The sequence below is a fragment of the Nocardia vinacea genome (assembly GCF_035920345.1).
GTDB lineage: Bacteria > Actinomycetota > Actinomycetes > Mycobacteriales > Mycobacteriaceae > Nocardia > Nocardia vinacea_A.
In genome coordinates this window covers 1,842,495-1,865,562 of record NZ_CP109149.1, presented here as the reverse complement: position 1 = coordinate 1,865,562, position 23,068 = coordinate 1,842,495, and the positions used below count along the sequence as shown (strand labels likewise).

Annotated in this window: 23 protein-coding genes and 2 pseudogenes; 14 read left to right on the top strand and 11 right to left on the bottom strand. The window is 64.9% G+C overall.

Annotation, left to right across the window (positions count from 1 at the left end; genetic code table 11):
- Nucleotides 1–538: 538 nt before the first annotated feature.
- Nucleotides 539–997, bottom strand: a complete 459-nt coding sequence (locus OIE68_RS08895; RefSeq protein ID WP_327098897.1) for a helix-turn-helix domain-containing protein — start codon at nt 995–997, stop codon at nt 539–541.
- 79 nt (nt 998–1,076) lie between these two features.
- Here OIE68_RS08895 and OIE68_RS08890 point away from each other — a divergent pair.
- A pseudogene (locus OIE68_RS08890) lies at nt 1,077–1,757 on the top strand (SDR family oxidoreductase); the annotation flags it as partial.
- Complete coding sequence (locus OIE68_RS08885) at nt 1,734–2,099, top strand: DUF1330 domain-containing protein (protein ID WP_327101617.1); 366 nt, start codon at nt 1,734–1,736, stop codon at nt 2,097–2,099. The pseudogene OIE68_RS08890 and the gene OIE68_RS08885, both read left to right, overlap by 24 nt.
- 310 nt (nt 2,100–2,409) lie before the next feature.
- Here OIE68_RS08885 and OIE68_RS08880 read toward each other — a convergent pair whose 3' ends face one another.
- From OIE68_RS08880 to OIE68_RS08850, 7 genes are all read right to left on the bottom strand, one after another.
- The gene (locus tag OIE68_RS08880; protein WP_327098896.1) at nt 2,410–3,579 is read right to left on the bottom strand and encodes a CoA transferase; all 1,170 of its coding nucleotides are present in this window, start codon (nt 3,577–3,579) and stop codon (nt 2,410–2,412) included.
- A 40-nt stretch (nt 3,580–3,619) separates the two neighbouring features.
- Complete coding sequence (locus OIE68_RS08875) at nt 3,620–4,555, bottom strand: CoA ester lyase (protein WP_327098895.1); 936 nt, start codon at nt 4,553–4,555, stop codon at nt 3,620–3,622.
- A gap of 2 nt (nt 4,556–4,557) precedes the next feature.
- Nucleotides 4,558–5,043, bottom strand: coding sequence for a MaoC family dehydratase (locus OIE68_RS08870; RefSeq protein WP_327098894.1), 486 nt, complete (start codon nt 5,041–5,043; stop codon nt 4,558–4,560).
- 112 nt (nt 5,044–5,155) lie between these two features.
- Nucleotides 5,156–5,644 (bottom strand): MaoC family dehydratase, encoded by a 489-nt coding sequence (locus OIE68_RS08865; RefSeq protein ID WP_327098893.1) that lies wholly within the window; start codon nt 5,642–5,644, stop codon nt 5,156–5,158.
- Complete coding sequence (locus tag OIE68_RS08860) at nt 5,641–6,642, bottom strand: acyl-CoA dehydrogenase (protein ID WP_327098892.1); 1,002 nt, start codon at nt 6,640–6,642, stop codon at nt 5,641–5,643. The genes OIE68_RS08865 and OIE68_RS08860 overlap by 4 nt, the downstream gene beginning before the upstream one ends.
- Nucleotides 6,639–7,868 (bottom strand): acyl-CoA dehydrogenase family protein, encoded by a 1,230-nt coding sequence (locus OIE68_RS08855; protein ID WP_327098891.1) that lies wholly within the window; start codon nt 7,866–7,868, stop codon nt 6,639–6,641. The genes OIE68_RS08860 and OIE68_RS08855 overlap by 4 nt, the downstream gene beginning before the upstream one ends.
- A gap of 29 nt (nt 7,869–7,897) precedes the next feature.
- Nucleotides 7,898–8,704 (bottom strand): maleylpyruvate isomerase family mycothiol-dependent enzyme, encoded by an 807-nt coding sequence (locus OIE68_RS08850; RefSeq protein WP_327098890.1) that lies wholly within the window; start codon nt 8,702–8,704, stop codon nt 7,898–7,900.
- 255 nt (nt 8,705–8,959) lie between these two features.
- On the opposite strand from OIE68_RS08850, the gene OIE68_RS08845 reads away from it, so the two are divergent.
- From OIE68_RS08845 to OIE68_RS08800, 10 genes are all read left to right on the top strand, one after another.
- A complete protein-coding gene (locus tag OIE68_RS08845; RefSeq protein WP_327098889.1) occupies nt 8,960–9,616 on the top strand; it encodes a TetR/AcrR family transcriptional regulator in 657 nt (218 codons plus the stop codon).
- A gap of 17 nt (nt 9,617–9,633) precedes the next feature.
- A complete protein-coding gene (locus tag OIE68_RS08840) occupies nt 9,634–10,272 on the top strand; it encodes a TetR/AcrR family transcriptional regulator (RefSeq protein ID WP_327098888.1) in 639 nt (212 codons plus the stop codon).
- A 538-nt stretch (nt 10,273–10,810) separates the two neighbouring features.
- Nucleotides 10,811–12,085: a cytochrome P450 gene (locus OIE68_RS08835; RefSeq protein ID WP_327098887.1), complete on the top strand. Its 1,275-nt coding sequence runs from the start codon at nt 10,811–10,813 to the stop codon at nt 12,083–12,085.
- On the top strand, nt 12,061–13,482 hold the full coding sequence (locus OIE68_RS08830; RefSeq protein WP_327098886.1) for an aldehyde dehydrogenase family protein: 1,422 nt from the start codon (nt 12,061–12,063) through the stop codon (nt 13,480–13,482). The genes OIE68_RS08835 and OIE68_RS08830 overlap by 25 nt, the downstream gene beginning before the upstream one ends.
- Complete coding sequence (locus OIE68_RS08825; RefSeq protein WP_327098885.1) at nt 13,479–14,204, top strand: SDR family oxidoreductase; 726 nt, start codon at nt 13,479–13,481, stop codon at nt 14,202–14,204. Before OIE68_RS08830 ends, OIE68_RS08825 begins: the two co-directional genes overlap by 4 nt.
- Nucleotides 14,168–14,374, top strand: coding sequence for a hypothetical protein (locus OIE68_RS08820; protein ID WP_327098884.1), 207 nt, complete (start codon nt 14,168–14,170; stop codon nt 14,372–14,374). Before OIE68_RS08825 ends, OIE68_RS08820 begins: the two co-directional genes overlap by 37 nt.
- Before the next feature lie 13 nt (nt 14,375–14,387).
- Nucleotides 14,388–14,582, top strand: a complete 195-nt coding sequence (locus OIE68_RS08815) for a ferredoxin (protein ID WP_327098883.1) — start codon at nt 14,388–14,390, stop codon at nt 14,580–14,582.
- Between the two features lie 2 nt (nt 14,583–14,584).
- The gene (locus OIE68_RS08810; RefSeq protein ID WP_327098882.1) at nt 14,585–15,814 is read left to right on the top strand and encodes an FAD-dependent oxidoreductase; all 1,230 of its coding nucleotides are present in this window, start codon (nt 14,585–14,587) and stop codon (nt 15,812–15,814) included.
- Between the two features lie 162 nt (nt 15,815–15,976).
- Nucleotides 15,977–17,035, top strand: coding sequence for a zinc-binding dehydrogenase (locus OIE68_RS08805; protein ID WP_327098881.1), 1,059 nt, complete (start codon nt 15,977–15,979; stop codon nt 17,033–17,035).
- Between the two features lie 421 nt (nt 17,036–17,456).
- Nucleotides 17,457–17,990 (top strand): TetR/AcrR family transcriptional regulator, encoded by a 534-nt coding sequence (locus OIE68_RS08800; protein WP_327098880.1) that lies wholly within the window; start codon nt 17,457–17,459, stop codon nt 17,988–17,990.
- A gap of 297 nt (nt 17,991–18,287) precedes the next feature.
- On the opposite strand, the gene OIE68_RS08795 is transcribed toward OIE68_RS08800, so the two are convergent.
- The 3 genes from OIE68_RS08795 to OIE68_RS08785 are packed head-to-tail and all read right to left on the bottom strand — an operon-like array spanning nt 18,288 to nt 21,407.
- Nucleotides 18,288–19,577: an acyl-CoA dehydrogenase family protein gene (locus OIE68_RS08795; RefSeq protein WP_327098879.1), complete on the bottom strand. Its 1,290-nt coding sequence runs from the start codon at nt 19,575–19,577 to the stop codon at nt 18,288–18,290.
- Nucleotides 19,578–19,602: 25 nt separating this feature from the next.
- Entirely contained in the window at nt 19,603–20,667 is a 1,065-nt protein-coding gene (locus OIE68_RS08790) for a phosphotransferase family protein (protein WP_327098878.1), read from the bottom strand.
- On the bottom strand, nt 20,664–21,407 hold the full coding sequence (locus OIE68_RS08785; RefSeq protein ID WP_327098877.1) for an SDR family oxidoreductase: 744 nt from the start codon (nt 21,405–21,407) through the stop codon (nt 20,664–20,666). The genes OIE68_RS08790 and OIE68_RS08785 overlap by 4 nt, the downstream gene beginning before the upstream one ends.
- Nucleotides 21,408–21,627: 220 nt before the next feature.
- On the opposite strand from OIE68_RS08785, the pseudogene OIE68_RS08780 reads away from it, so the two are divergent.
- A pseudogene (locus tag OIE68_RS08780) lies at nt 21,628–21,830 on the top strand (transposase); the annotation flags it as partial.
- A 121-nt stretch (nt 21,831–21,951) separates the two neighbouring features.
- Nucleotides 21,952–23,061, top strand: a complete 1,110-nt coding sequence (locus tag OIE68_RS08775; RefSeq protein ID WP_327097348.1) for a site-specific integrase — start codon at nt 21,952–21,954, stop codon at nt 23,059–23,061.
- Nucleotides 23,062–23,068: the final 7 nt, after the last annotated feature.

Genomic DNA, 23,068 nt, shown 5'->3' with positions numbered 1-23,068 from the left:
GAAAGCTGAGATCGAGCGGCTTGGAGTCCGTCGCCGTCCCGCATCTGCGACCCGACGATCCCAGATCGGCAACGGGCGTCCGACACCTCGCTGCTGCAACGTCTGGAGGCTGCCACCGAACGCAATCGTCGACTGGAGGCCGAGAACGGGGAACCCTGGCTGCCGGGTGACGGCACAAACGCCCGAGAGGCTCAGAAATTCTCGGCGAACAGGCAAAGGGGCGCGGCAGGTGAGCAGAAACAACCGTGCGTCCCCTCGCGGACCGGGCTGATTGCACGCCGGGGCATGTGACGACGAGACGGGCTGCCATACGACCGGCGAACCAGACCGGTCAAGGAGGCGCAGCCGGGGACATCCGCAGCGGACGCCGGACATAGTCGGCGCTGCGGGACCAGCGGCCGGCGAGCCGTCAGGTGCGGCGGCCGCCGGCGAAGGCTGCCTGCTCCGGAATGCGCGGAGCGGGCAGCAAGGCCTACCGCGTTCGTTCACGTCCGGTCATGGAGCATGGGAGGGGCGCGTCTCGGGACTCGAAGCTGCGCTACTTCCGGCCGCAGGAGGCGGCGGTCGGAATCAGTGCCATGGAGCTTTCGTCGACTTCGTTTCCGTCATCGTCGATGAACCCGACGTGCACCGCTCGTTCGGTGCCCGCGACTTGGCGCAGGATGCTCGGCCCGTCCGGCCAAGGCAGGTGCTTGTCGCCCCATTGCTGCAGGGCGAGCAGGACGACGAGGAGTTCCCGGCCCGCATCCGTGAGCACGTACGAGAAGCGAGCCCGCTCTCCCGGTTCCCGGTAGGGCACCTTCTCCATCACGCCGTATGCGACCAGCGTGTTCAGGCGTGCGGTGAGAACGTCCGGCGCCACACCGAGCCCGTTGCGGAACTCCGAGAATCGGCTCGACCCCGCCACGGCCTCGCGCAGGATCAGAAACGTCCAGCGCTCGCCCAGCACCTCCAGACTGCGGGCGATAGCGCAACTGTCATTCGGAATCCTGCCCATGCCGCAAGCCTACCCTGAGTTGACCATTCCAACTCAGAGGGTCTAAGTTGGAAAAACCTATCCAGCAGGGAGTGCTCTTATGCAGATCGAAGGACAGACCGCACTGGTCACCGGGGCGAACCGCGGCCTGGGACGTCACCTGGCAAAGCAGTTGCGCGACCGGGGCGCGACCGTCTACGCGGCAGCCCGCAATCCCGCAGCCGTCGACCTCGACGGCGTGAAGCCGATCGCCCTCGACGTGACCGACCCCGCCTCCATCGCCGCCGCGGCAGAGACGGCCGGCGACGTGTCGATCCTGGTCAACAACGCCGGTTCGGCCACCTACGCGTCGCTGCTGACGGGCGACTTGACGGACATCCGCCTGGAGATCGACACCCACTACCTCGGCACCTTGGCGGTCACCCGGGCATTCGCCCCCCAGCTCGGCTCTCACGAGAGCAGCGCGGTGCTGAACATCCTGTCGGTCGCCTCCTGGATCAACCACCCCGAGTTCGGTGCCTACTGCGCCGCCAAGTCGGCCTCCTGGTCGATGACGAACGGGCTGCGCCAGGAACTCGCCCCGCAGGGCACCCGGGTCTCGGCGCTGCACGTCGGGTACATGGACACCGACATGACCGCCGGCCTCGCCGCGCCGAAGGCCGACCCCGCCGACATCGCGCGCATCGCCCTCGACGGTGTCGCCGCCGGCACCCTCGAGATCATCGCCGACGAGACGAGCAAGACCGTGCTCGCGGGTCTGTCCGGAGGCATCGGCGCGCTCTACCCGCAGTTCGGGACGGGGAAATTCACGCCCGCTTACGTCATCGTCAACTTCGATGTGCTCGACGAGCAGGCCGGCTTGGCCTACGCGGCCGTGGCCCAGCAGTCCATCCTCAACCACGGCGGCCATTACCTGGTCGCAGGACCCGCGCCCAAGCCCGTCGAAGGCACCTGGGACTCCTCCGGGTTCGTGGTCATCGAGTTTCCCGACATGGACCGGATCCGGGAGTGGTACGACTCCGCCGAGTACCGGCGGGCCCGGGAGATACGAAAGGACAAGGCCCGGGTGGCCATGCTGTTCGCCGAGGGCGCACCGCCCGAGGGCTTCTCCCGCCCGGCCTAGCCGTGCCGCTGGTGCAGTTGGACGCGCGGGACCGCAACGAGAAACGGCGGGCGCCCGCCTGTCAATGGCCACTTTCAGGTGGAAACACGTCAGGGTGGACACGGGTACTGGCGTGATGTTCTCACGCCGCCGGTGATCACCAGAAATCCTGTGCGCCACTGGCGAACAGACCGATCTGATGGCCCGGGGTCGTGACTTTCCGGCCTCCAGTCACGTGGCCCTCGGGCATCGGTCTACTCCGTTGGTTGTGCGCCGAGATCGCCTCGCCCAGTGGATATCCTTGTGTCGGACAGGAGGTTTGCGGATGGCGTCAAGCGAGGTTCCACTCGGCGATGATGCCGTCGACATCGTGCTCACCGAGCAGTGGGCCGCGCCCGTAGACCCGGCTGGGTGTGCGGGTCAGTTTGATGGGCTGACCGGCGACGGTCACCGGGGTGTCGCTGCCGGGTTGTTCGATCGGTACGAGCATTTCCCGCGCGGCGGTGTGCGGGTCGGCGTAGATGTCGGCGATCGAATTCACGGGACCGATCGGCACCTTCCCGCCGAGGGCGTCGACGACCTCTTTCGTCGTCGTAGTGGCGAGCCACTCTTCCAAGGCGGACCTGACCTCGATACGGTGGCGAACCCGAGCTGAATTGGACGTGTACCGCTCGTCGACGGCCATTTCCGGGCGACCCATAGCTTCGCAGATGATGGGCCATTGTTTGTCGTTGGCGGCCAATGCGATCCAACCGTCGACGGTGGGCAGAATATCGAACGGGCACAGCAGCGGATGCGTATTGCCTTGCGGCGCAGGGACATCACCAGTATAGGAGTACTGGTAGACGGTGCGTTCACACATCGATAGCACAGCGTCGTACATGGCAACGTCCATAAACTGCCCCTCGCCGGTCCGGCGCGCGTGATGCAGTGCGGCCAGAATGCCCACGGCCAGCAGTGTGGCCGGGAACAGATCTCCGATGCCGGGGCCGGACTTGATCGGCGTCCCGTCGGGCGTGCCGGTGACTCCTAGGAATCCGCCCATCGCCTGAGCGACCACGTCGAACGCGGGCCAGTTCCGGTACGGGCTGTCGCCGGTACGCGGATCTCCGAAGCCGCGCAGGGTCGCGTAGACCAGCCGCGGGTTCTGCTCCTGCAGAACCTCGTAGCCGAGCCCCAGCCGGTCCATGACCCCGGCGGCGTAGTTCTCGACGACGACGTCGGCGACGCGCACCAGTTCGAGGAGCTTGCCCTTGCCCTCTTCGGTCTTGAGGTCCAGTACGACACTGCGTTTTCCCCGGTTGACCGACTGGAAGTATCCGGCCAGACCGTCCCGGGAGTCTCCCTCCCGGTACGGCCCGACGGTGCGGGTGGTGTCGCCTTGCGGGGGTTCGACTTTGACCACCTGTGCACCGAGATCGGTCAACAGCATGGTCGCGTACGGGCCGGCCAGCATGGCCGTCAGATCGACGACCCGCACGTCTTCGAGCGGTCCTGGCATGACGTTCACCACCTTGATATCGATTTCAGTATCGGCCGGATCAGAGCAGCCCGCACAGGCGCGCGCGCTCCAGTGTGGTCTCGAAGACCCGGGTGGTAGCGGCATCGACCATGATCCCGTTGTAGTTCGCCGCGCCCAGGCCCTGCGCCTCGGCCTCCTGAACCGCGGTCACGATCTCGGTCGCGGTCTTGATCTCCGCTTCGGTGGGGGCGAAGACCTCGTTGGCGATGGCGATCTGGCTGGGGTGGATGCACCACTTGCCGACACCGCCGAGGGTGGCGACCCAGCTCGCGTCGCGGCGGTAGCCCTCGGGGTTGGCGAAGTGGGCGTAGGGGCCGTCGATGGCGTCGATGCCGTTGGCGCGCGCCGCCACGATCATCCGGGTACGGGCGAAGTGCCAGATATCGCCGGGGTAGGCGCCGACCTCGCCCTCATCGGCAACTCCGACGTGGCTGGCGCGCACGCCCTGGCTGGCTGACAGGTCGCCGATGCCGAGAATCAGCGCTTCGAGCCGTGGTGAGGCGGCAGCGATCTGCTCGACGCAGGCCAGTGCCTCGGTCTCCTCGATGAGCAACTCCAGGCCGATGCGGCCGGTTTCGAGACCCAGCTTGCTCTCCAACTGGGTGAGCAGGTCGTCGACGAACCAGACGTCGCGCGGCGACTTCACCTTGGGAACGATGATCACGTCGATGTTGGGGCCCGCACCGGTGACGACCTCGATGATGTCGTCGTGGCACCACTGGGTGTGCACGCCGTTGACACGGTAGGCGCGTACCTTCGTGCCCCAGTCCAGGTCGTTGAGCCCGGCGATGATGTTCGCACGGGCGCCCACCTTCGCGTTCGGCGCCACCGCGTCCTCGAGATCGAGGAAGACCAGGTCGGCGTCGCTGGCGGCGGCCTTGGCGATCATCTTGGGGCTGGTGCCCGGGGTGGACAGTTCGCTGCGGCGCAGTCGATTCGGTCGGGATGTGGTCATGGTCAGCTCCAATGCTTCTTGCGTTTGATGAGGACAGTTCGCTCGCCTTCGAAGACCACGGTCTCGTCCTGGCGGCGACCCCAGTGTTTGAACCGGATGACGCCTGCGTCGTCGCGATCGGGGGCATCGGTGGCGGCGAGCACCTCGGTGAAGGCTTCGATGGTGTCGCCGTGGTGTACGGGTGCGCGGAACCGCAATGCGGTGCAACCCAATTCGGCAAGCGCATGCTCAGCGGTGTCCTGGGATGCCAGGCCGAACACCATGGATGCGGTCAGTAGGCCGAAGACGAGGCGGCCGCCGCCGAGCGGCGAATCCGTCAGGTAGTGCTCATTCCAGTGCCCCTGCGCGGTGTTCATCGCCAGCTTGGACAGGTATGCGCCTTCGACCTCGTCGATGGTCGCCGCCCGGGCATGGCGAATGCGCTGACCCACGGCGAAGTCTTCGAACCAGCCGGTGGCCCCGAGTAGATCGGCATCGGATCGGCTCATGATCGGGCCTCCTTCGATATAAGGCGGACGGTAAATCGCCGAACGTTGTCCTGCGGCGCAACGTCTTCCGTGCGCCGCCGTGCGCCGCCGGGTTCCAGGGCGGTGGCGGCGCTCACCGCAGCTTCCGTTGCTCGACGAGATTGGTCCGCTTGAAGTCGAGGACCAGTTCACCGCGGTCGTTGTGTGCTTCGGTTCGCCAGGTGACGATGCCGACCCCGGGCCGACTGGCCGAGATCCGTTTGTCCAGCACCTCGGACCGGGCGGTCAGGGTGTCACCGGGGTACACCGGAACGTGGAAGACGCAGTCCTCCACCCCGAGAAACGGCCCCCCTGCCTCGCTGAGGTCTTCCACCGACAGCCCGACGACGGTGCACAGAGCCAGCATAGGATGTACCACGGTCGACGGATGACCGTAGCTGCGGGCGAATTCGGAGTTCAGATACTGCGGCAGCCAGTTGCAGGTTGCCGTGCAGAATAAGGTGTTGTCGGCTTCGGTCAGGGTTCGGCCCCAGTGGTGGGTCAACTTCTGTCCGACGGTGAAATCTTCGAACTTGTTGCCCTTCGGGGCCAGTGGGAAGGAGGTGAAATCCGGGTCGCTCATAGGAGGGTCTCTTCTCGAGTTTCTAGGGTCAGAAGGGCGACATGGTCCAGGTGCTCGGCCTCGTCACCGAGCAGTAGACGGTCGACCTTGGCGCGTCTCCAGAACAGATGCGCGTCGTGCTCCCAGGTGAAGCCGATACCGCCGTGGAGCTGGATCAAGGTTTCGGTCACCTCCTCCAGAACACGGGAGCTATAGGCCTTCACCGCCGAAGCTGCCAGCGGCAAATCCTCGGGGGAGTGATCGGCGGTCCACGCCGCCCACCACATCAGGGAGCGGAGCTGGTCCACATCGACCCAGGCATCGACCAGACGGTGTTTGATCGCCTGGTAGGAGCCGATCGCACGGCCGAAAGTTGTTCTGGTGCGGGCATATTCGACACCGATCTCGAAGACGCGGTCGGCGGCGCCGAGATCTTCCGCAGCGAGGATGACGGTCGCGATTTGGCGGGCGCGTTCCCACAGCTGTCCGGCATCGGTTCGTAGCACGGTTCGGTCGGTCAGCCGCACCGAGGCCAATCCTCGGGTGGCGTCGATCGGTTCGCCGGCTATCGGCTCACCGGTCCCCACGACGAGGGTTGTACCGTCCAGAGCGAGGAATTCGGTCGCTATACGCGCGTCGATCGAGGGCGCCGAGCCTTCCGGTGAGCCGTCGAGCACGGCATACTCGGTCGACCCGTCCGCGAGCGCGGCCAGTCGTTCGGTGTCACCGTCGAGCAGGACGGCGGCCCGCGCCGCGGTGACCAGTGACGGACCGGCCAGCACCCGCCCGGCTTGTTCGGCGACCACCGCGAGGTCGAGGATGGACTGCCCGATCCCGCCGGCGGACTCGGGTGCGATGAGCCCGTAGAAACCCAGTTGCGCCAGGCTCTTCAGTCCCGGGCGGGCTTCGCCGGGTTCCTTCAGCAGGGCGCGGGCATGAGCGAGGCAGTCCTGCCCTTCGAAGAATTCCTTTGCGGCCGCGGCGAATTCGCGCTGGTTGTCGTCGAGGTCGAAGTTCACGATCGGCCTTCCCTACCTGCTGAGACTGGCTGCGTATCCGTCCGAGGTTCGGGCGGCAGTCCGAGGATTCGCTCGCCGAGGATGTTGCGCAGGACCTCGTCGGTGCCGCCCGCGATGGCTGTGCCGGGCACCGATGCCTGTGCGGTCGGCCACAGCCACTCACCCTTCGAAGTTCGGCCGTAGACGGCCTCCGGACCGAGCAGCCGCACTCCGAGATCGGCGCCGGCGCGCGCGGTGCGCACGGCCGAGAGCTTTCCTGCACTGGCCTCCGGGCCCGGGATCTCGCCGCGTGCAATGGCGGTCAGACGCCGATAGCCGGTGTAGCGCGTCGCCAGCGATTCGACGACGACCCGGCCAAGCGCTTGGCGGGCCAGCACTTGCGTATCGCCGGGCAACCCGGGCAGGCGCTCGCGGGCGTGCTGGATCAGCGCTTCGAGGCGGACACCGACCTCGTTGCCACCACCACCGACAGCCAGGCGTTCATTCATGAGCGTGGTCAGCGCGACCCGCCAGCCATCGTTCACCGCACCGAGCCGCTCGATATCCGGAATCACCACGCCATCGAGGTACACCTCGGTGAATTCATGGTCCCCGTTCATCTGCTCGAGCGGGCGCACCGTCACACCGGCTGCGCGCATGTCGACGACGAACATCGTGAGTCCGCGGTGTTTGGCGACAGTGCGGTCGGTGCGAGCCAGCAGGATGCCGTACGAGGAGTATTGCGCGCGGGTGTTCCACACCTTTTGCCCGTCCACCCTCCACGTGCCGTCCTCCTGCCGGACCGCGGTGGTGCGAAGTGCGGCGAGGTCGCTGCCCGAATCGGGCTCGCTGAACAGTTGGCACCACATGTCGTCGGCGCGGAGTAGCCGTCGGATGTAGCGTGCCTTCTGGTCCTCTGTGCCGTGGGCGAGCACAGTGGGTCCGCACATGCCCAGGCCGACGAAGTTGGCGAGGGCCGGGATCGCGGCTAGGGCCATTTCCTGGGTGACGATGGCCTGCTGCATGGCCGTGCCGCCGCGGCCGCCGTACGCGATCGGCCAGGTGACGCCCACATATCCGGCGTCGTACAGCAGGGCCTGCGTGCGGCGCAGGCCGTCGATGTTCTCCACGCCCGGTTCATTGAGATATTCGCCGTCCCCATGGATCAGCTCATCATGGTGAGGGTTCAGGAATTCCCGGATCTGGCGCCGGTATTCGGCCTCGGCCGGTGTGTCGTCGAAATCCACGCGGGATCCTTTCTGGGCGTGTCCCGCCGCTAGATGATGTTCAGCGCGTCCAGCAACGGGACCGCGGCGAGCGAATCCGAGCCGGAGATGATGCAATCCGCCCGCCAGTCACGGCGTTTGGTGCCCCAGGCGATGAAGGCGTCCGCATCCGAGGTCACGATGACGTCGGCGCTGCCGTGCTCCTCGACGACCAATCCGCCCGCGGGGTCGGGCCGGTGCACGGTCCATTCGCTCGCGCCCGGTCCGGTGAACCGGAAGGTGATCGGAACGGTGACGGTGTCGTCGAGTTCATTGCCCTGCATCTGCGGCAAGCCGAGCATCATCCAGACGACCGCAGCGTGCACGACTTCGCCTTCCGGTTCGGGCAGGCTGCGCTGGAGCGGGCCGGCGGGTCCGAGCAGATCGTGGCGGAGATGGCAGTGATAGTCGAACACCTGCGCGTTCGCCAGCGAATGCATCGGGTATACGCCCAGTCCCGGTACCGGAAAGGGTTGGGACGCAGTGGGTTCGGCCTGGAATGAACCCACCAGCTCGACCAGCTTCGGACTGTAGGTGCGGTATTCGTCGACGACTTCATCGACCGACCAGCCGTGGCGACGAGCCACCGCGACGTCGTGCTGGCGTTCCCTGTTCTCGGGCAGCGGGGGAGCGTCGGCAGGCTCCGGCAACGGATCGAGGACGGCTCGCGCGCTGGCGCCCAGGTGGGCGATCACATCGCGCACTCGCCAGCCGGCACAGGCGGAGGGCAGCAGCCACTCGTCGGCGCTGAGGCTGTCGAGGACGTCGTCGAGCCGAGTGCGTACGGCCTGCCAAGCGGCTATTGCCTCTGAGGTCATTGGGGACCTACCTCTTCGTAGGGAACTGTTGTGGCGATGTAGGCCCAGACTGACGTCAGCGGGACCATCGGAATCCGATGTGGGCTGGAGCACACCGGAGTGGTCCCATGACTCTACGAAAAAATTATCTAGCTGACAACTTAATTTTCTTCCGCGCAGGTCAGCAAGGCTGAGCAGGGGCATGATCAGTAGGATGCGGGGATCGAATGGGAATATCGCCCCTCGAAGCGAAGGTGGCGAGCATGGAGGATCACTGTGGCACGTGTGGATCGCAACCTGCCCACCCCGAAGCAGGCGCGTTCGGAACTGTCGACCAGTCGACTCCTGGACGCGGCGGCGGATCTCATCGCCGAAGGCGGCTACGAGCGCATGACGCTGGCGGCGATCGGCGTTCGCGCGGGCTATAGCCCCGGGCTGGTGACCGCACGGTTCGGTTCGAAGGAAGGGCTACTGTGGGCGCTGGTCGAACGCATGGTCGTCGACTGGCAGGGTAGGTCGCTGCGTGAGGTCATCGGCGGTACGACCGGTGCGGTCGCGATCCGGGCCATGCTGGCCGAGCTGAAGTCCAGCTGGCTTCGTTCGCCGAATCGGATGCGCGCGCTCTACATCCTGATGTTCGAGGCGTTGCTGCCGGTCCCGCTGCTACAGCAGCGCATGCTCGAACTGCACCGCGATCTGCGCACTTCGGTGCGTGGCGTCATCGAATCGGGTATGGCCGAGGGGACTGTAGGGTCCGACGTCGATGCCGAGGCGGTGGCCCGCCTGGTGGTCGGCGGTCTGCGTGGTGCGGCCTATCAGGCGATGCTCGATCCCGAGGATGTTGCCGTGGATCGAGCCCTCGATGACCTCGGCCTGCTGATCGATGCGCTGCTGCCTGTGGGTGTAGATCATGGTGCCGAAAAAATTGGTTAGTCAGCTACAATTTTTTGATGCATATTGAGGTCGAATCGCTCAACGGGCATCAAGCGCGCTCGCAGCTGTCCACGCGGTTGCTGCTGGAAGCGGCGGGTGAACTGGTCGCCGAAGGTGGGTATGCGAGCATGACCCTGGCCACGGTCGGTGAGCGTGCGGGCTACAGCCGCAGCCTTGCCACCGCGCGGTTCGGTTCCAAGACGAAATTGCTCGAGGCGCTGGTCGACCGAATCGTCAGGCGTTGGACGATTACGACGATCACGCCTCGGGCCGAAGGCCTTTCGGGGCTCGACGGTTTGATGGTTTTGCTGGAAGGCATCCGGGATCAGTACCGGCTCGACCGCCGATCGTTGCGGGTGCTCTATGCCCTGATGTTCGAAGCGCTGGGGCCTGGCCAGGAGCTGCGGGAGCGCTTCGTCGAGCTACACCGGGAGACCTGGGAAGTGCTCGCGGGACAGATTCGACGCGGAATCGCCGACGGCTCGATCCGCGCGACCGTCGATCCGGTGGTGGAAGCGCAGGTCGTCGTGGCGATGTTGCGCGGGGTCGGCTACCAATGGAGGTTGGCCCCCGAAGCATTCGATCCGGTGCCGCCGCTCGACCATATGATCGAGACGACGCGAACCCGGCTCGGCGCCGCTCGCCTGGGTGCGTAGCCGGTCGGCGAGCGAGCATGCGGCGGTCGACTCCCGGATCCATGCCGGTGTCGAATCGGTGAACGGTGACCGTGGCCTGACCGATTGATAGTGGCCGGGTTCCACAGCCGCGTGCCCGGTCCGCGTCGTTCCAGCGACACGGTCGCGTTGTTGCGGTGCGCTGGTCCGCCGCTAGCGGTTCAGCGCCCGCGTGCGTGCACCAGCATCGGCTTTACCCCACTTGAGCTGGGGAAACAGTGGGAGAAAAAAATTAGTGGTTGACAAAATAATTTTTGAAGTCATGCTAGGTGACATGACTCACAGCGAGGTGGAGGCGATCGACGGGAACGCCGAACACCGCGCGTCGACGACTCACTAGCAGTCCCTCAACAGCGGGGTTCGCGAAAATTCGGCGATCACGGCACCGGGTGTCTCTCCGACATGTCCGGTATTGCTCCCCTAGGGGCGGGCATGGCCCGAGCAATAACCTCGGCTAATTCACAGCAGCCGTAGTCGACTCCGTCAGAAATATGAAGCAGAAAAATTCGGAGGAAAATAAATGACTTTCAAGCCCGGCGACGTCAATCTCGCCGACCCGGACCAGCTACTCGAGGTGGGAATGCCGCCGTACGAGTACTTCGCGACATTGCGCCGCGAGGCGCCGGTGCACTGGAATCCGCCTCCGGATAAGCCGATCGGCGGTGCCATGCCGATGAATCGCGGATTCTGGGTGCTGTCCAAGTATCAGGATGTGAATATGGCCTCACGAGATGCAGAGTTGTTCTCGTCCTGGTTGGGCGGCCCGGTCCTCTACGACCCCAATCCCGATGCCCCGCCTGGCAGTCCGCACACCTTGGAAGGTCAACGGACCGGCTTGATGGGAAAGGATCACCCCGAACACACGGCTTACCGCAAGCTGGTGTCGGCCGGGTTCACCCCCAAGAACATCGCGAAGCTGGAACCGATGATCAAATCCCACGCCAAGCGGATCATCGACCGCGTTCGTGACGCCGATGACGGTGAGTTCGTCTACACCGTGGCCGCCGAACTCCCCATGATGACCCTGACCGAACTGATGGGTGTACCCAAGAGCGACTGGAAGCAGTTCTTCGAATGGGGCAACGCCATCGCCGCGGTCGAAGACCCCGACACCGATGCACTTCAAGTTGCGATGGAGCTGTTCGGGTACTGCCATCAACTGGTCGAGGAAAAGCGAAAGAATCCCGACGGCAGCATGCTGAGCAATTACGCCAACAAGGAAATCGACGGCGAGCGGCTCACCGACTTCGAAATCAATATGTTCTTCCTTACACTGTCGATAGCCGGTCACGAAACGACACGAAACACAACCGCGCACGTAATCCGCCTGCTGAGCGAATTCCCCGAACAACGCGCGGTGCTCTTGGACGATCTGCCGGGGCGGTTGCCGAACGCTATTGAAGAGACGCTGCGTTTCTCACCGCCGGTGGTGCAGTTCCGGCGCACCGCGACTCGTGATTTCGAGCTGCACGGTGTTCGGATCGGGGAAGGCGACAAGGTCTACCTGTCCTATGCTTCGGCGAACCGGGATGAAGAGCTGTTCACCGATCCGGACCGGTTCGACATTCTGCGGCCCAATGCCGATCAGCATTTGTCCTTCGGCGCCGGACCGCACTATTGCATGGGCACTACGCTGGCACGGTTGCAGATGCGGACGATTCTGGAGGAACTACTGACCGCCCGCCCGCAGGTGCATGTGAGTGGCCCAGTCACCCGTCTGCGCAGCATCTGGTTCAACGCCTTGACGGAAATGCCCGTCGAGTACGGCGCGTGCCCGGCACCGGTGGCGTTGTGAAGTACGGGCACTGGATCGGCGGAGTGGACACCGCACCGGTCAACGGTGAACACCTGACATCGACCCGCCCCGGCACCGATGCGGTTGTGTGCGAGATCGCCGCTGGTACCGAAGCAGATGTGAACGCGGCGACGGAGGCCGCAGCCGCGGCACTACCGGGTTGGCGATTCCGCAAGCCAGGGGAGCGCGGCAGAATTCTGGCAGCGATCGCGGCGGGGTTGCGCGACGAATCAGCTCGCCTGGCCGAACTCGAGTCGGCCGAATCGGGCAAGCCGGATTGGCAGACTCCCATCGAGGTCGAAGGAGTCGCAGCCTATTTCGACTTCTACGCTGGGCTGGCGAATCTGCCGGGAGGCGAGATCATCGATCTGGGCCCAGGGGTGCACGGCTATACCCTGCGTGAGCCGTTCGGCGTCGTCGGCGTGATCACACCGTGGAACGCGCCGCTGAACCAGGCCGCGCGGGCGATCGCACCCGCATTGGCCGCAGGCAACGTCGTGGTCGCCAAACCGTCGGAGTTCACCTCGGCGACCACGCTGGAACTGGCTCGAATCGCAGATGCCGCTGGCCTGCCACCCGGTGTGCTCAATGTGGTCACCGGAACCGGCATGGATGTCGGCCGACCCCTTGTCGAACATACGTCGGTCAGCAAGGTCGCGTTCACCGGTTCGGTACGCGCCGGGCGCGAGATCGCGCACATCGCCGCCGACCGGATTCTGCCCCTGACCCTGGAACTAGGCGGGAAATCCGCAAATATCGTGTTCGCCGACGCGGATTTGGCGGCCGCCGTCAAGGGCTCGATCAACGCCTTTGTTCTCAACGCGGGCCAGATCTGCAGTGCCGGAACCCGTCTGCTGGTCGCGGAGGAGATCCACGACCGATTCGTGGAAGCGTTGGTCACCGGCCTCGAACAGATCAAGCCCGGGCAGACCTACGGTCCGATGACCACAGAGGCGCAGTTCGAGAAGGTGCTGTCCTATTTCCGGGTTGCCGAACAGAACGGGGCCACGCTGGCCTACGGTGGCGCGGCGGTCGGAGATGGGTGGCTGGTGCAACCGACCGTCTACACCAGGGTGACGAACGATATGACGATCGCTCGCGAAGAGGTCTTCGGCCCAGTACTCGTCGTGATTCCTTTCTCATCGGAGGAGGACGCGGTGCGGATCGCCAATGACTCCCAATACGGCCTCGCTGCCGGGCTCTGGACGAAGGACCTATCGCGAGCGCATCGGGTCGCAGCGCAGTTGGAGGCCGGGCAGGTCTACGTCAACGAATGGCAGGCCGGTCTCGTCGAAGGGCCGTTCGGCGGCTACAAGTCCAGCGGCTACGGGCGCGAGAAGGGCATGGAGGCCCTCCATCACTACACACAGACCAAATTCGTGGCGGTGAAGCTGTGAAGTTCGAAGGACGTATCGTCGTCGTCACCGGTGCTGGTAGCGGTATCGGGGCAGCGCTTGCCGAAGAAGCCGTTGTGCGCAAAGCCGCCGCAGTAGTAGTCGTCGATATCGATTCCGTCGCGGCCAACGCCACCGCGCAGAGGATTTCCGAATACCAGGTGCCGGTGGTCCCGTTCGCGTGTGACATCTCCGATGTCACCGCCGTGGAGCGGCTCGCCGACGAGGTGGAGCGGACACTGGGGACGCCGGGGTTGGTGTGCGCCAACGCGGGTGTCAACACTCCGTCGGCACCGCTGCTCGCCGCGAAACCCGAGGATCTGAATTGGGCGCTGTCGGTGAATGTCACCGGCACTTGGGCAACGCTGCGCGCGTTCGGCCGCCGGATGGTCGCCGCCGCCGACCCAGGGTGGCTGCTTGTGACCGCTTCCGAGCACGCGATCGGAATTCCTTTCCCCGGCAATGGTTTCTACACAGCCACCAAGCACGCCGTGCTGGGCCTGGCCGATGTCCTGCGGCGTGAAATGCCGCCGCATGTCGGCGTCAGCACCATGATTCCGGGGCTGGTCTCGACCGGACTGTGGCGTTCGGGGGCGCAACGGCCCCGCGAACCGGCGGGCCGATCCCGGAAAATGAGCTCGCACGTGCACTGTTGGCGCACGGCATGGATGCGGCCGCGGTGGCCGGCATGGCATTCGATGGTGTCGAAGCCGAGAGATTCCTGATCGCGACGCACGTGAATGCGCGCCAGTACTTCGACGCGCGCGCAACGGATGTCGACGAGGCGTTCACCGCGCTGCGATCCTCCGAGCGGGACAACAGGTCCTACGACGTCTTGAAGATCGTCGCGGAGCTGACTGCGGCACAAGCCGGTGAAACCCAGAAGAACCACTGAAGTAAGGCACGACATGAAGATCGAACTCGACCGGACGAAGTGCACCGGCCTGGGCATTTGCGAATCATTCGCACCGACTGTTTTCGAAGTGAACGACGAAGGTGAGCTCGTCCTGCTGAGCGATACCGTCCCCGACGGGCTGCTGGACGATGTCAAGAAGGCGTGTGAGGGCTGTCCGACGGAAGCGTTGACGCTGGTGGAGGAGTGACCGTGTGCCCAGCCCGCGCCATTGCACCGCTTGTCGTCGTCGGAGCCTCGCTGGCCGGGTTGCGGGCCGTCGAGGGCGCGCGCAAGAGCGGCTATACCGGTCCGATCACTCTGATCGGAGCCGAGAAGCATCTTCCCTACGATCGGCCACCACTGTCGAAAGCGTTCCTGGACAACGCGGAACCGGAAGAGACGCACTTTCGCACCGAGCAGATGCTCGCGGGCGAGCTTGGCGTCGAACTCGTCCTCGGAGCACCGGCGACGCGACTCGGTACCGAGCGCAGAGTTGTCGAGGTCGGCGACTCCGAGTACCCCTATCGTGCATTGGTCATCGCCACGGGAGCTACGGCGCGTTCGTTCCCCGGAACCGAGGGACTGTCGGGTGTTCACACCCTGCGCACTCTGGATGACGCGCGCGCCGTGCGGTCGGCATTGGATGCCGGAGCCAGGACCGTGGTCGTCGGGGCCGGCTTCATCGGCTCGGAGGTGGCCTCCGCGGCCCGCAAACGGGGACTCGATGTCACGATCGTCGAGGCGTTTCCAGTGCCGCTGGTGCGTGCGGTGGGGGAGCGGATGGGACCGGCCTGTAGCTCCCTGCACGCCCGCAATGGTGTTGAGTTGCGTTGCGGTATAGGCGTTTCCGCGATCGAGGGGCAGGGCTCGGTAGAGCGGGTCAGGCTGGCGGACGGCACCGTCCTGGACGCGGACCTGGTTGTGATCGGCATCGGGGCGACGCCCGCCACCGACTGGCTGGCCGGTTCGGGCGTTCGCGTCGATAACGGTGTGATCTGCGATGAGTATCTGCGGACTTCGGTGCCCGACGTCTATGCGGCCGGCGATGTCGCGCGTTGGCGCAACAGCCTCTTCGGCCGCGAGATGCGGCTCGAACACTGGACGAGTGCTGCGGAACAGGGAGCGATCGCGGCGCGGAACGCGCTCGGCGAGCATCCCCTCTCGGCGTACACGACGGTGCCGTATTTCTGGTCCGACTGGTACGACAGTCGCATCCAGTTCGTCGGCGTGCCGGATGAGGGCGAAGTGCGCGTCGTCAGCGGCGACGTGAACGACGGCCGATTCGTGGCGCTGTACCGCAGTGGCGAACGCCTGGCCGGAGTGCTGACCATGAACGAACCGCGCGAGATCATGAAATATCGCCGTTTGATAGCCGAGCGCGCCAGTTGGTCGGCAGCACTCGAATTCGCCGCGACGCGTGCCCGAGTCGCGGTGTCGTAGCCGGACGCCCTGCTCAACCCAATCTTGATTGATAGCGACAACTTTCAGAAGAACTCGGAGTAAGAAATTGGATGGAAAGCTATACGCGGCTGCTTTCGTCCTGCCCACGGACGCAGCGACTGCTGGCAGCCGGGCGATGCTCGGACTGGACGGCGGCACTCCGTGAAGGCTCTGGTCTACCGTGGCCCTCGGGACATCGCCTTCGCCGACGCCCCCGAACCATCCATCACCGAGCCGCATCAGGCGATTGTCGACGTTGTTACGGCGGGGATCTGCGGCAGTGACCTGCACATCTGGAACGGTCACGGCTTCAGCGACACCATCGGCTACACGGTTGGCCACGAGGCGCTCGGCATCATCAGTCGAGCCGGTCGGGACTCGGGAGATCTGGCTGTCGGAACCCGGGTGCTCATCCCTGCTTCTGTCGGCTGTGCGACGTGCGACGAGTGCAGCGCCGGTCGGGTGTCGGCCTGCCTGACCAAGTCTGGGCATTGGAGCGAATCGTGCTACGGAATAGGTCCGAAGCTCCAGGGCGCGCAAGCCCAGCAGGTGCTCGTGCCCCATGCCGCCCGCAACCTCGTCGCCGTGCCCGATGACGTGAGCGACGAAGCCGCGATCGTGCTGACGGACAACGCACCGACGGCGTGGTACGGATGTCGGCGCGCCCGGATCGCTCCCGGTGACAACGTCGTCGTTATCGGCCTTGGGCCCGTCGGGCTCATGAGTGTCCAGTGCGCCTTCGCGATGGGTGCGGCGAACGTCATCGGCATAGACCCCGTGGAGTCGCGTCGCAGTCGGGCGCAGGCCATGGGCGCCACCGCACTCGCAGCGGGTGAGCACGTTCGCGACGAAGTACGGTTGATCGTGGGCCGAACCGGCCTCGATGCCGTCATCGACGCCGTCGGCTCCGATGAGACCATCGTGCTGGCGGTCAAGCTGGTCCGGGTCCGTGGCCGAGTCAGCGTCATCGGCGTCAATCAGAGTCCTGCACTGCCGTTTCCGATGCAGTACGCCCAAGTGAAGGAGCTGGAATTCGCCATCGGACTGTGCTCCGTGCAAGCGGAGTTACCCGTGCTCCTCAGATTGACGAGCAGCGGCCGAATCCGGCCGGGTGACGTTGTCTCGCACCGGATGCCGATGAGTCAGGGGCCCGAGGCCTACACCCTCTACGCGTCGCGCGACCAGGACGTCAGCAAGATCGTGCTCGACCCGAACCGCTGACCCGGTTTTGGTTTCGTACGCCGCGCCTGCGTCCGCGGCGAGCCAAGATCAGCGCCGACTTCGCTCTACTGACCGCCGCGGTCAATCTCGCACGTCTCGCATGCTCGGGATCGGCCACACCAGCAACGGCTGCACGCCGGCCTGCGCCTGAGGCATACCCGGCCACAGTTCGTGACCGACGCCCAAACAACAAAGGGCACAACAGGACACAACCGATCAGCGACAACGATCACCAAGACCAGCCGAACCTGCACCGACCAGGCCGCGTGATCGTCGAAAAGGCCCGTTCGAAACGAGCCACCTAGACTGTGTACTCGTGAGTGCACCTGATCAGTCGACTAGCGGCGGTCCTCGACGTCGTGGCCGACCGCGGGGCAGTCTGGCCAGCAGTACCGAGGCGACGCGGGAGCGGATCCTCGAGGTGGCGATCGAGCTGTTCTCCACGGTGGGCTATCACGCCACGAGTGTCGCCGAGATCGGGAACCGGACCAACCTGCAGCCCGGTGCGCTGTACTACCACATCAAGTGCAAGGAAGAGCTGTTGTGGGAGATCCTGCGACGCTACACCATGAAGGCGCTGGCGGGGGCGCAGCGGGTCGTCGCCGCAGACGCCACCCCGGTCGAGAAGCTTGGCCAGCTCATCGACGCTCACGTCCGCATCATCGTGCGGCATCAGCGTGAAGTGCTTGTTCAGATGCGCGACGCGGACGCCCTCAGCGCGGAGCACATGCGGCAGCTGCAGGCGCTGCGGCAAGAAGTCCAGGATTGCTGGGAAGGTGTGCTCGAACAGGGATACCGCGCTGGCGAGCTGACACGCGCCAACCGCATCGTGGCCAATGGCCTACTGGGAATGATGAATTCGGTCGCACAATGGTACCGGCCCGGCCGCGGTCAGCGCATCGATGAGATCGTGGGGGAGTTCCAGGCGATGGTCATCGACGGCCTGGGGCGCTAGGACTGCGGTTCGCCAAGCCAGCAGCTGCGGCGGGCCTGGTCCGACCCGCACCTCGACTGCGGAGGTCGCCACGCCCACGGAGCCGAGCTTCACCGTCGAACCGCCGAAGAACAGCCGTGAGACCGCTGATCCCATGCCACCAGAGTGGAACAGCGGTATCGCGACTGAGACCACATCGGCGCGTCGGCAGGACAAAGCACTGATGAGTGACAAGCAAAGCGCGTTCAGGTTCGCGTGCGTGATCATCACGCCTGGGGCCGCATAGCTACTCGTTTGCCGCTTCTTCGGCCTGAGCGCTCAGCCGGCGGTGGCGGTGAGCAGTTCCGCGAACCGTTGCTGGGCCGCGGCCCGACGAGTGGGTACGTGCTCGGTGGGAATGCCTGTCGCCGGAGGCGTGTAGTTGCGCAGGATCAGCTTGGCGACGCTGTCCCGGTGTACCTCGTCAGGGCCATCGTAGAAGCGCGCCGCGCGCGCCGACCGGTACATCCCTTCCAGAGGCAAGTCGGCGGAGTAGCCGAGTGAGCCGTGTGCCTGGATCGCGCGGTCGATGACGTCGTGTAGCACCTTCGCCCCGTAGTACTTGATGTACGCGATCTCCTTGCGGGCGGCCGCGGTACCGTGCTGGTCGATCATCCACGCCGCGTTCAACGTCATCAGGCGCGCGGCCTGGATCTCGGCGGCCGAATCGGCGATCCAGTTCCGGACGGTCTGCTTGTCTGCCAGCACACCATCGTGGAGTTCGCGCGAGGCGGCGCGTTCGCACATCATGTCGAAGGCCCGCTTGGCCTGCCCGATCCACCGCATGCAGTGGTGAATGCGGCCTGGCCCCAGCCGTTTCTGGGCGATGCGGAAGCCGTCACCGATGCCGCCGAGCAACGCGTCTGCCGGAACCCGGACATTGTCGAACAGCACCTCGGCGTGCGAGGGATAGTGGTTCGGCTGGACGATCGGATGTTCCATGGTGGCCAGGTCGCGCACGATCCGTACCCCGGACGTGCCGATCGGAACTATGAATTGTGATGCACGCCGGTGCTTTTCGGCCTCCCGGTCGGTCACGGCGACGACAATGATGAAATCCGCCGTCGAGGCGTTGGAGACGAACCACTTGTGGCCGTTGATGATCCAGTCGTCACCGTCGCGCAAGGCCGTGGTAGACAGGCGAGTCGGGTCAGAACCCGCGTGGCCGGGCTCGGTCAACGCGAAGGCCGAGTATTTCTCGCCGGCCAGCAGCGGTTCCAGGTACTGTGCCTTCTGCTCAAAAGTGCCTGCGGCGGCGAGGATTTCGCTGTTGCCGGAATCCGGCGCCTGATTGCCGAACACCAGCGGTGCCACCCAGCTGGAGCCGATAATCTCGTGCATCAACCCGAGCTTGACGTGGCCATAGCCCTGGCCGCCCAATTCCGGGTCCAGGTGCGCGGCCCACAACTCCTGCTGCCTCACCTGCTCTTGCAGCGGTGCGATGGCACGGCGCAGCTGCGCCCAATCCAGGCTCAGAGTCTCGAGCGGAAGCACTTCGGCGCGGATGAAATCCCGGATCCAGTCCAGTTTCTTCTGGAACTCGGGGTCAGTGGAGAAATCCCATGCCATATCGGTCCTCGATTCGTGAATACGATCAGTTGTGGTCGATCAGGTGGTGTGCTCGGGTGAACAGGGCCGCCGCATTGGTGTGCAGCCGTTGCCCCACATCGACGGAGGCGAGCCCGGCGCACGACCGCGCATGGGTGCCCTCCAGAATGATTCCGAGTTTGAAACAGGCCAGCACGGCGTACCAGTCTGCGGCCGACACATCGAGGCCCGTGCGTTCGCCGTAACGTCGGATGAGTTCCGACGCGGGCGGCAGTCCGCCTGCGCCCGTGAGTGCAGAGCCGATGATGTCGATCCGCCGATCCGGCTCCGGCCAAGTCGCCAGCAGCCAGCCCAGATCCAGCATCGGATCGCCGATCGTGCACATCTCCCAGTCCACAATCGCCGCCACCTGCGGCCCATCGGGCGCGAACATGATGTTGGCGAGGTGGTAGTCGCCGTGCATGATCCCGATCGGGCCGCTGGACGGCCGGTTGCGAGTAAGCCACTCGGCCACCGACTCGACGGGCAGGCCGTGTCCGTCGTAATTGTCCAGCTGTGCATAGGACTCGAGTTCCCGCAGCCAGCGCGGCACCTGACGTTCGAGAAAGCCCTCGGGGTGCCCGAAATCGGCCAGCCCCACCGCCTTGTAGTCGACCGTACTCAGCGTTGCCAGCGCGTCGACGGCCCCGAGTCCCATCCGATAGCGAACGCCCGCGTCCGAGGCGTGCAGTACGGGCAACTCGACCGCTGCGTTGAAACCGGCCAGCGGCTCCATGAGGTAGAACACCGCCTCGCCCAGCACTGATTCGTCGAGGCACGCGGCGATCAGCCGGGCATGTGGCACGGCGGTGTCGGCCAACGCCGCCAACAGCCGCATCTCCCGGCGCAGGTTGTCATTGGTCGTCGCGCGCGGATGTAGCGGGCCTCGGCGCAGTACGAATTCCCGTGCGCTGCGGGTGAATCGCAGCATGATGTTCTGAGTGCCGCCCCCGATGGCGCGGATGTCGGTCAATGGCCCGCGCCCAAGGCCATTGGCATCCATCCAGCCGGCGAGTGCGGACAACTCGACCCCAGGAATCCCGAAGTTCGCGGTCGCGCAGACGCTGCTCATCGGACCCCGCCGTCGAGCCGAAGTACGGCACCTGTACAGAACGATGCCTTTTCGCTTGCGAGATACAATGCCGCTCCAACGATCTCGTCAGGCTTTCCACAGCGGCGCAGCGCCGCCTGGCTGTCGAACTGCACCCGCATTTCGTCGGTCCACGCCTGGGAGATGTCGGTGAGGAAGGGCCCGCACTGGATCGCGTTGACTCGGACGCCGGTCGGCCCGAACGTCTGTGCCAAGCCTTCGGTGAGGTTGTTCAGCGCGGCTTTGGCGGCCGCGTAAGGAATCGCATTGGGATCCGGGCGTATCGCCTCGATCGAGGAGATGTTGACGATCGAGCCACCGCCCCTCTCCGCCATCCGTGCACCGATAACCGATGCCAACCGGAAGGGACCTTTCAGGTTCACGCCGATCACCTTGTCGAAGTACGCCTCGGTGACCTGATCGACCGACGGGTACTGCGGTGACAGTCCGGCGTTGTTCACCAGCACATCGACCCGACCGAATTCCTGGTACACGCTGTCGATCAGGGTGTCACACTGCGCCCAGTCACTGACATTGCACGCGACGGCCAGTGCCCGGCGCCCGTGCAGCGCTTCGACGGCTTTCGCCACCACCTCGCAGTCGGCGACCTTTCGACTCGTCACCACAACGTGGGCGCCCTCGGCGCCGAAGGCCTGGGCCATCTCTTGGCCCAACCCTCGACTGCCTCCGGTGACGACAACTACCTTGCCATCGAATTCCATTGTGACCTCGTTGATTTCGTCTAACTAGCGTCCGGGCCGGCACGGTTCCGGCGTCAGGATCGTCATCGGTCCGGCGTCCCGGTAGGGAACCCTTCCTGTCTGGCGTCCTGCCGCGTTTCCAGTTATTAAACTGAGCGCCCACTATATTATAGCCGGAGAAGTTCATTGCCGAGGCGTCCATCGTCGCGACTATTTCGACATCGGGCAGTTCGACCACCGTCCCGGGGCGGTCGCGGCCATGAAGGATATCTACATGGCCGAGGACATCGACAAGAGGCAACTGGCGGTGAAAGCGTTCGAAATCGACACGGCGCAAAATATCCCAAAGCCGTCGCGAAGATCGTCGACGACCTCGATGTGCTGCTCGAGTTCTACCGATACCCGGCTGAGCACTGGATCCATCTGCGCACCACAAACCCCATCGTTATCTGCAGTGCTTCGAAGGGTGTCTTCGATGTGGAGCACGTGCTGTTGAACCGCTCTGTTGTGCGTGCTGGATGTGGTTATCTACCGCGGTCCAGGAGGCAGATCTCAGGGAGGCGGAGTGCTTGTTACGCGGGTGGTTTCGCCGGTCTCGTCGCGTGAGTCATGGACCGTTCTCGGTGATGACGACCGACCGTTGGGGCCGGTAGAGCGGTATCTGGCGTATTTGACCGATATCGAGCGGTCCCCGAACACGGTCAAGGCGTATGCCCACGACCTGAAGGACTGGTTCGAGTTCCTAACCTTCCGTGGCCTGGACTGGCGGGAAGTGCGTTTGGAAGACCTCGGCGGGTTCGTCGGTTGGCTGAGGCTGCCACCTGCGGCACGAGACGGCAGGGTCACGGTGTTGCCGTCAGTGGCGCACCATTGCACGGAATCGACTGTGAATCGCAAGCTTTCGGCGTTGAGCGCCTTCTACCTCCACGCCGTGCGCCATGGCGTTGACGTCGGAGACTTGCTGGTGTCCTGGCAGCCGGTGGGTCGCGGCAGGGGCGGCTGGAAGCCGTTTCTGCATCACATCAGCAAGGGCGACCCGGTCAAGACCCGAACCATCAAGCTGAAGGCACCAAAGAAGCTACCGCGCGTGCTCGATGTCGTTGAAGCGCAAGCGATCCTGGATTCCTGCGGACGTTTGCGGGACCGCTTCCTATTCGCGGTGCTGCATGAGACCGGTGTCAGGATCGGTGAAGCCTTGGGGCTTCGGCACGAAGACATCGCCGCTGCCGAGCGCGAGTTGACGGTATGTCCACGGGACAACGACAACGGAGCTCGCACGAAATCATCGACCTCGCGCAGCGTTCCGATCAGCGCCCAGCTGGTCCGGTTATATGCCGATTACCTGCATGAGGAATACGGTGATCTCGACAGCGACTATGTGTTCGTCAACCTTTGGGGCCGCCCGCACGGGCACCCGATGACCTACTCGAACGTCTATGACCTGGTCGGGCGGCTGCGCCGCCGCACTGGCATCGACTTCGACCCGCATTGGTGGCGTCACACCGCCGCGACCCGTCTACTTCGAGATGGTGTCCCGATCGAGGTGGTCTCGCGCATCCTTGGCCACGTCGACATCACCACCACCGAAACGGTTTACGGGCACCTCACCGTCGAAGACGCTCGCCGAGTGTTGGAGCGGGCGGGCTGGTTCAACGATCAGGAGGTGCGCTGGTGAACACGCC

Bases quoted from the DNA above. Each gene is read 5' to 3' on its own strand.
- OIE68_RS08895 (WP_327098897.1), bottom strand. From the start codon at position 997: ATGGGCAGGATTCCGAATGACAGTTGCGCTATCGCCCGCAGTCTGGAG.
- OIE68_RS08880 (WP_327098896.1), bottom strand. From the start codon at position 3,579: ATGCCAGGACCGCTCGAAGACGTGCGGGTCGTCGATCTGACGGCCATG.
- OIE68_RS08875 (WP_327098895.1), bottom strand. From the start codon at position 4,555: ATGACCACATCCCGACCGAATCGACTGCGCCGCAGCGAACTGTCCACC.
- OIE68_RS08870 (WP_327098894.1), bottom strand. From the start codon at position 5,043: ATGAGCCGATCCGATGCCGATCTACTCGGGGCCACCGGCTGGTTCGAA.
- OIE68_RS08865 (WP_327098893.1), bottom strand. From the start codon at position 5,644: ATGAGCGACCCGGATTTCACCTCCTTCCCACTGGCCCCGAAGGGCAAC.
- OIE68_RS08850 (WP_327098890.1), bottom strand. From the start codon at position 8,704: ATGACCTCAGAGGCAATAGCCGCTTGGCAGGCCGTACGCACTCGGCTC.
- OIE68_RS08840 (WP_327098888.1), top strand. From the start codon at position 9,634: ATGCATATTGAGGTCGAATCGCTCAACGGGCATCAAGCGCGCTCGCAG.
- OIE68_RS08835 (WP_327098887.1), top strand. From the start codon at position 10,811: ATGACTTTCAAGCCCGGCGACGTCAATCTCGCCGACCCGGACCAGCTA.
- OIE68_RS08820 (WP_327098884.1), top strand. From the start codon at position 14,168: ATGGCATTCGATGGTGTCGAAGCCGAGAGATTCCTGATCGCGACGCAC.
- OIE68_RS08815 (WP_327098883.1), top strand. From the start codon at position 14,388: ATGAAGATCGAACTCGACCGGACGAAGTGCACCGGCCTGGGCATTTGC.
- OIE68_RS08795 (WP_327098879.1), bottom strand. From the start codon at position 19,577: ATGGCATGGGATTTCTCCACTGACCCCGAGTTCCAGAAGAAACTGGAC.
- OIE68_RS08790 (WP_327098878.1), bottom strand. From the start codon at position 20,667: ATGAGCAGCGTCTGCGCGACCGCGAACTTCGGGATTCCTGGGGTCGAG.
- OIE68_RS08785 (WP_327098877.1), bottom strand. From the start codon at position 21,407: ATGGAATTCGATGGCAAGGTAGTTGTCGTCACCGGAGGCAGTCGAGGG.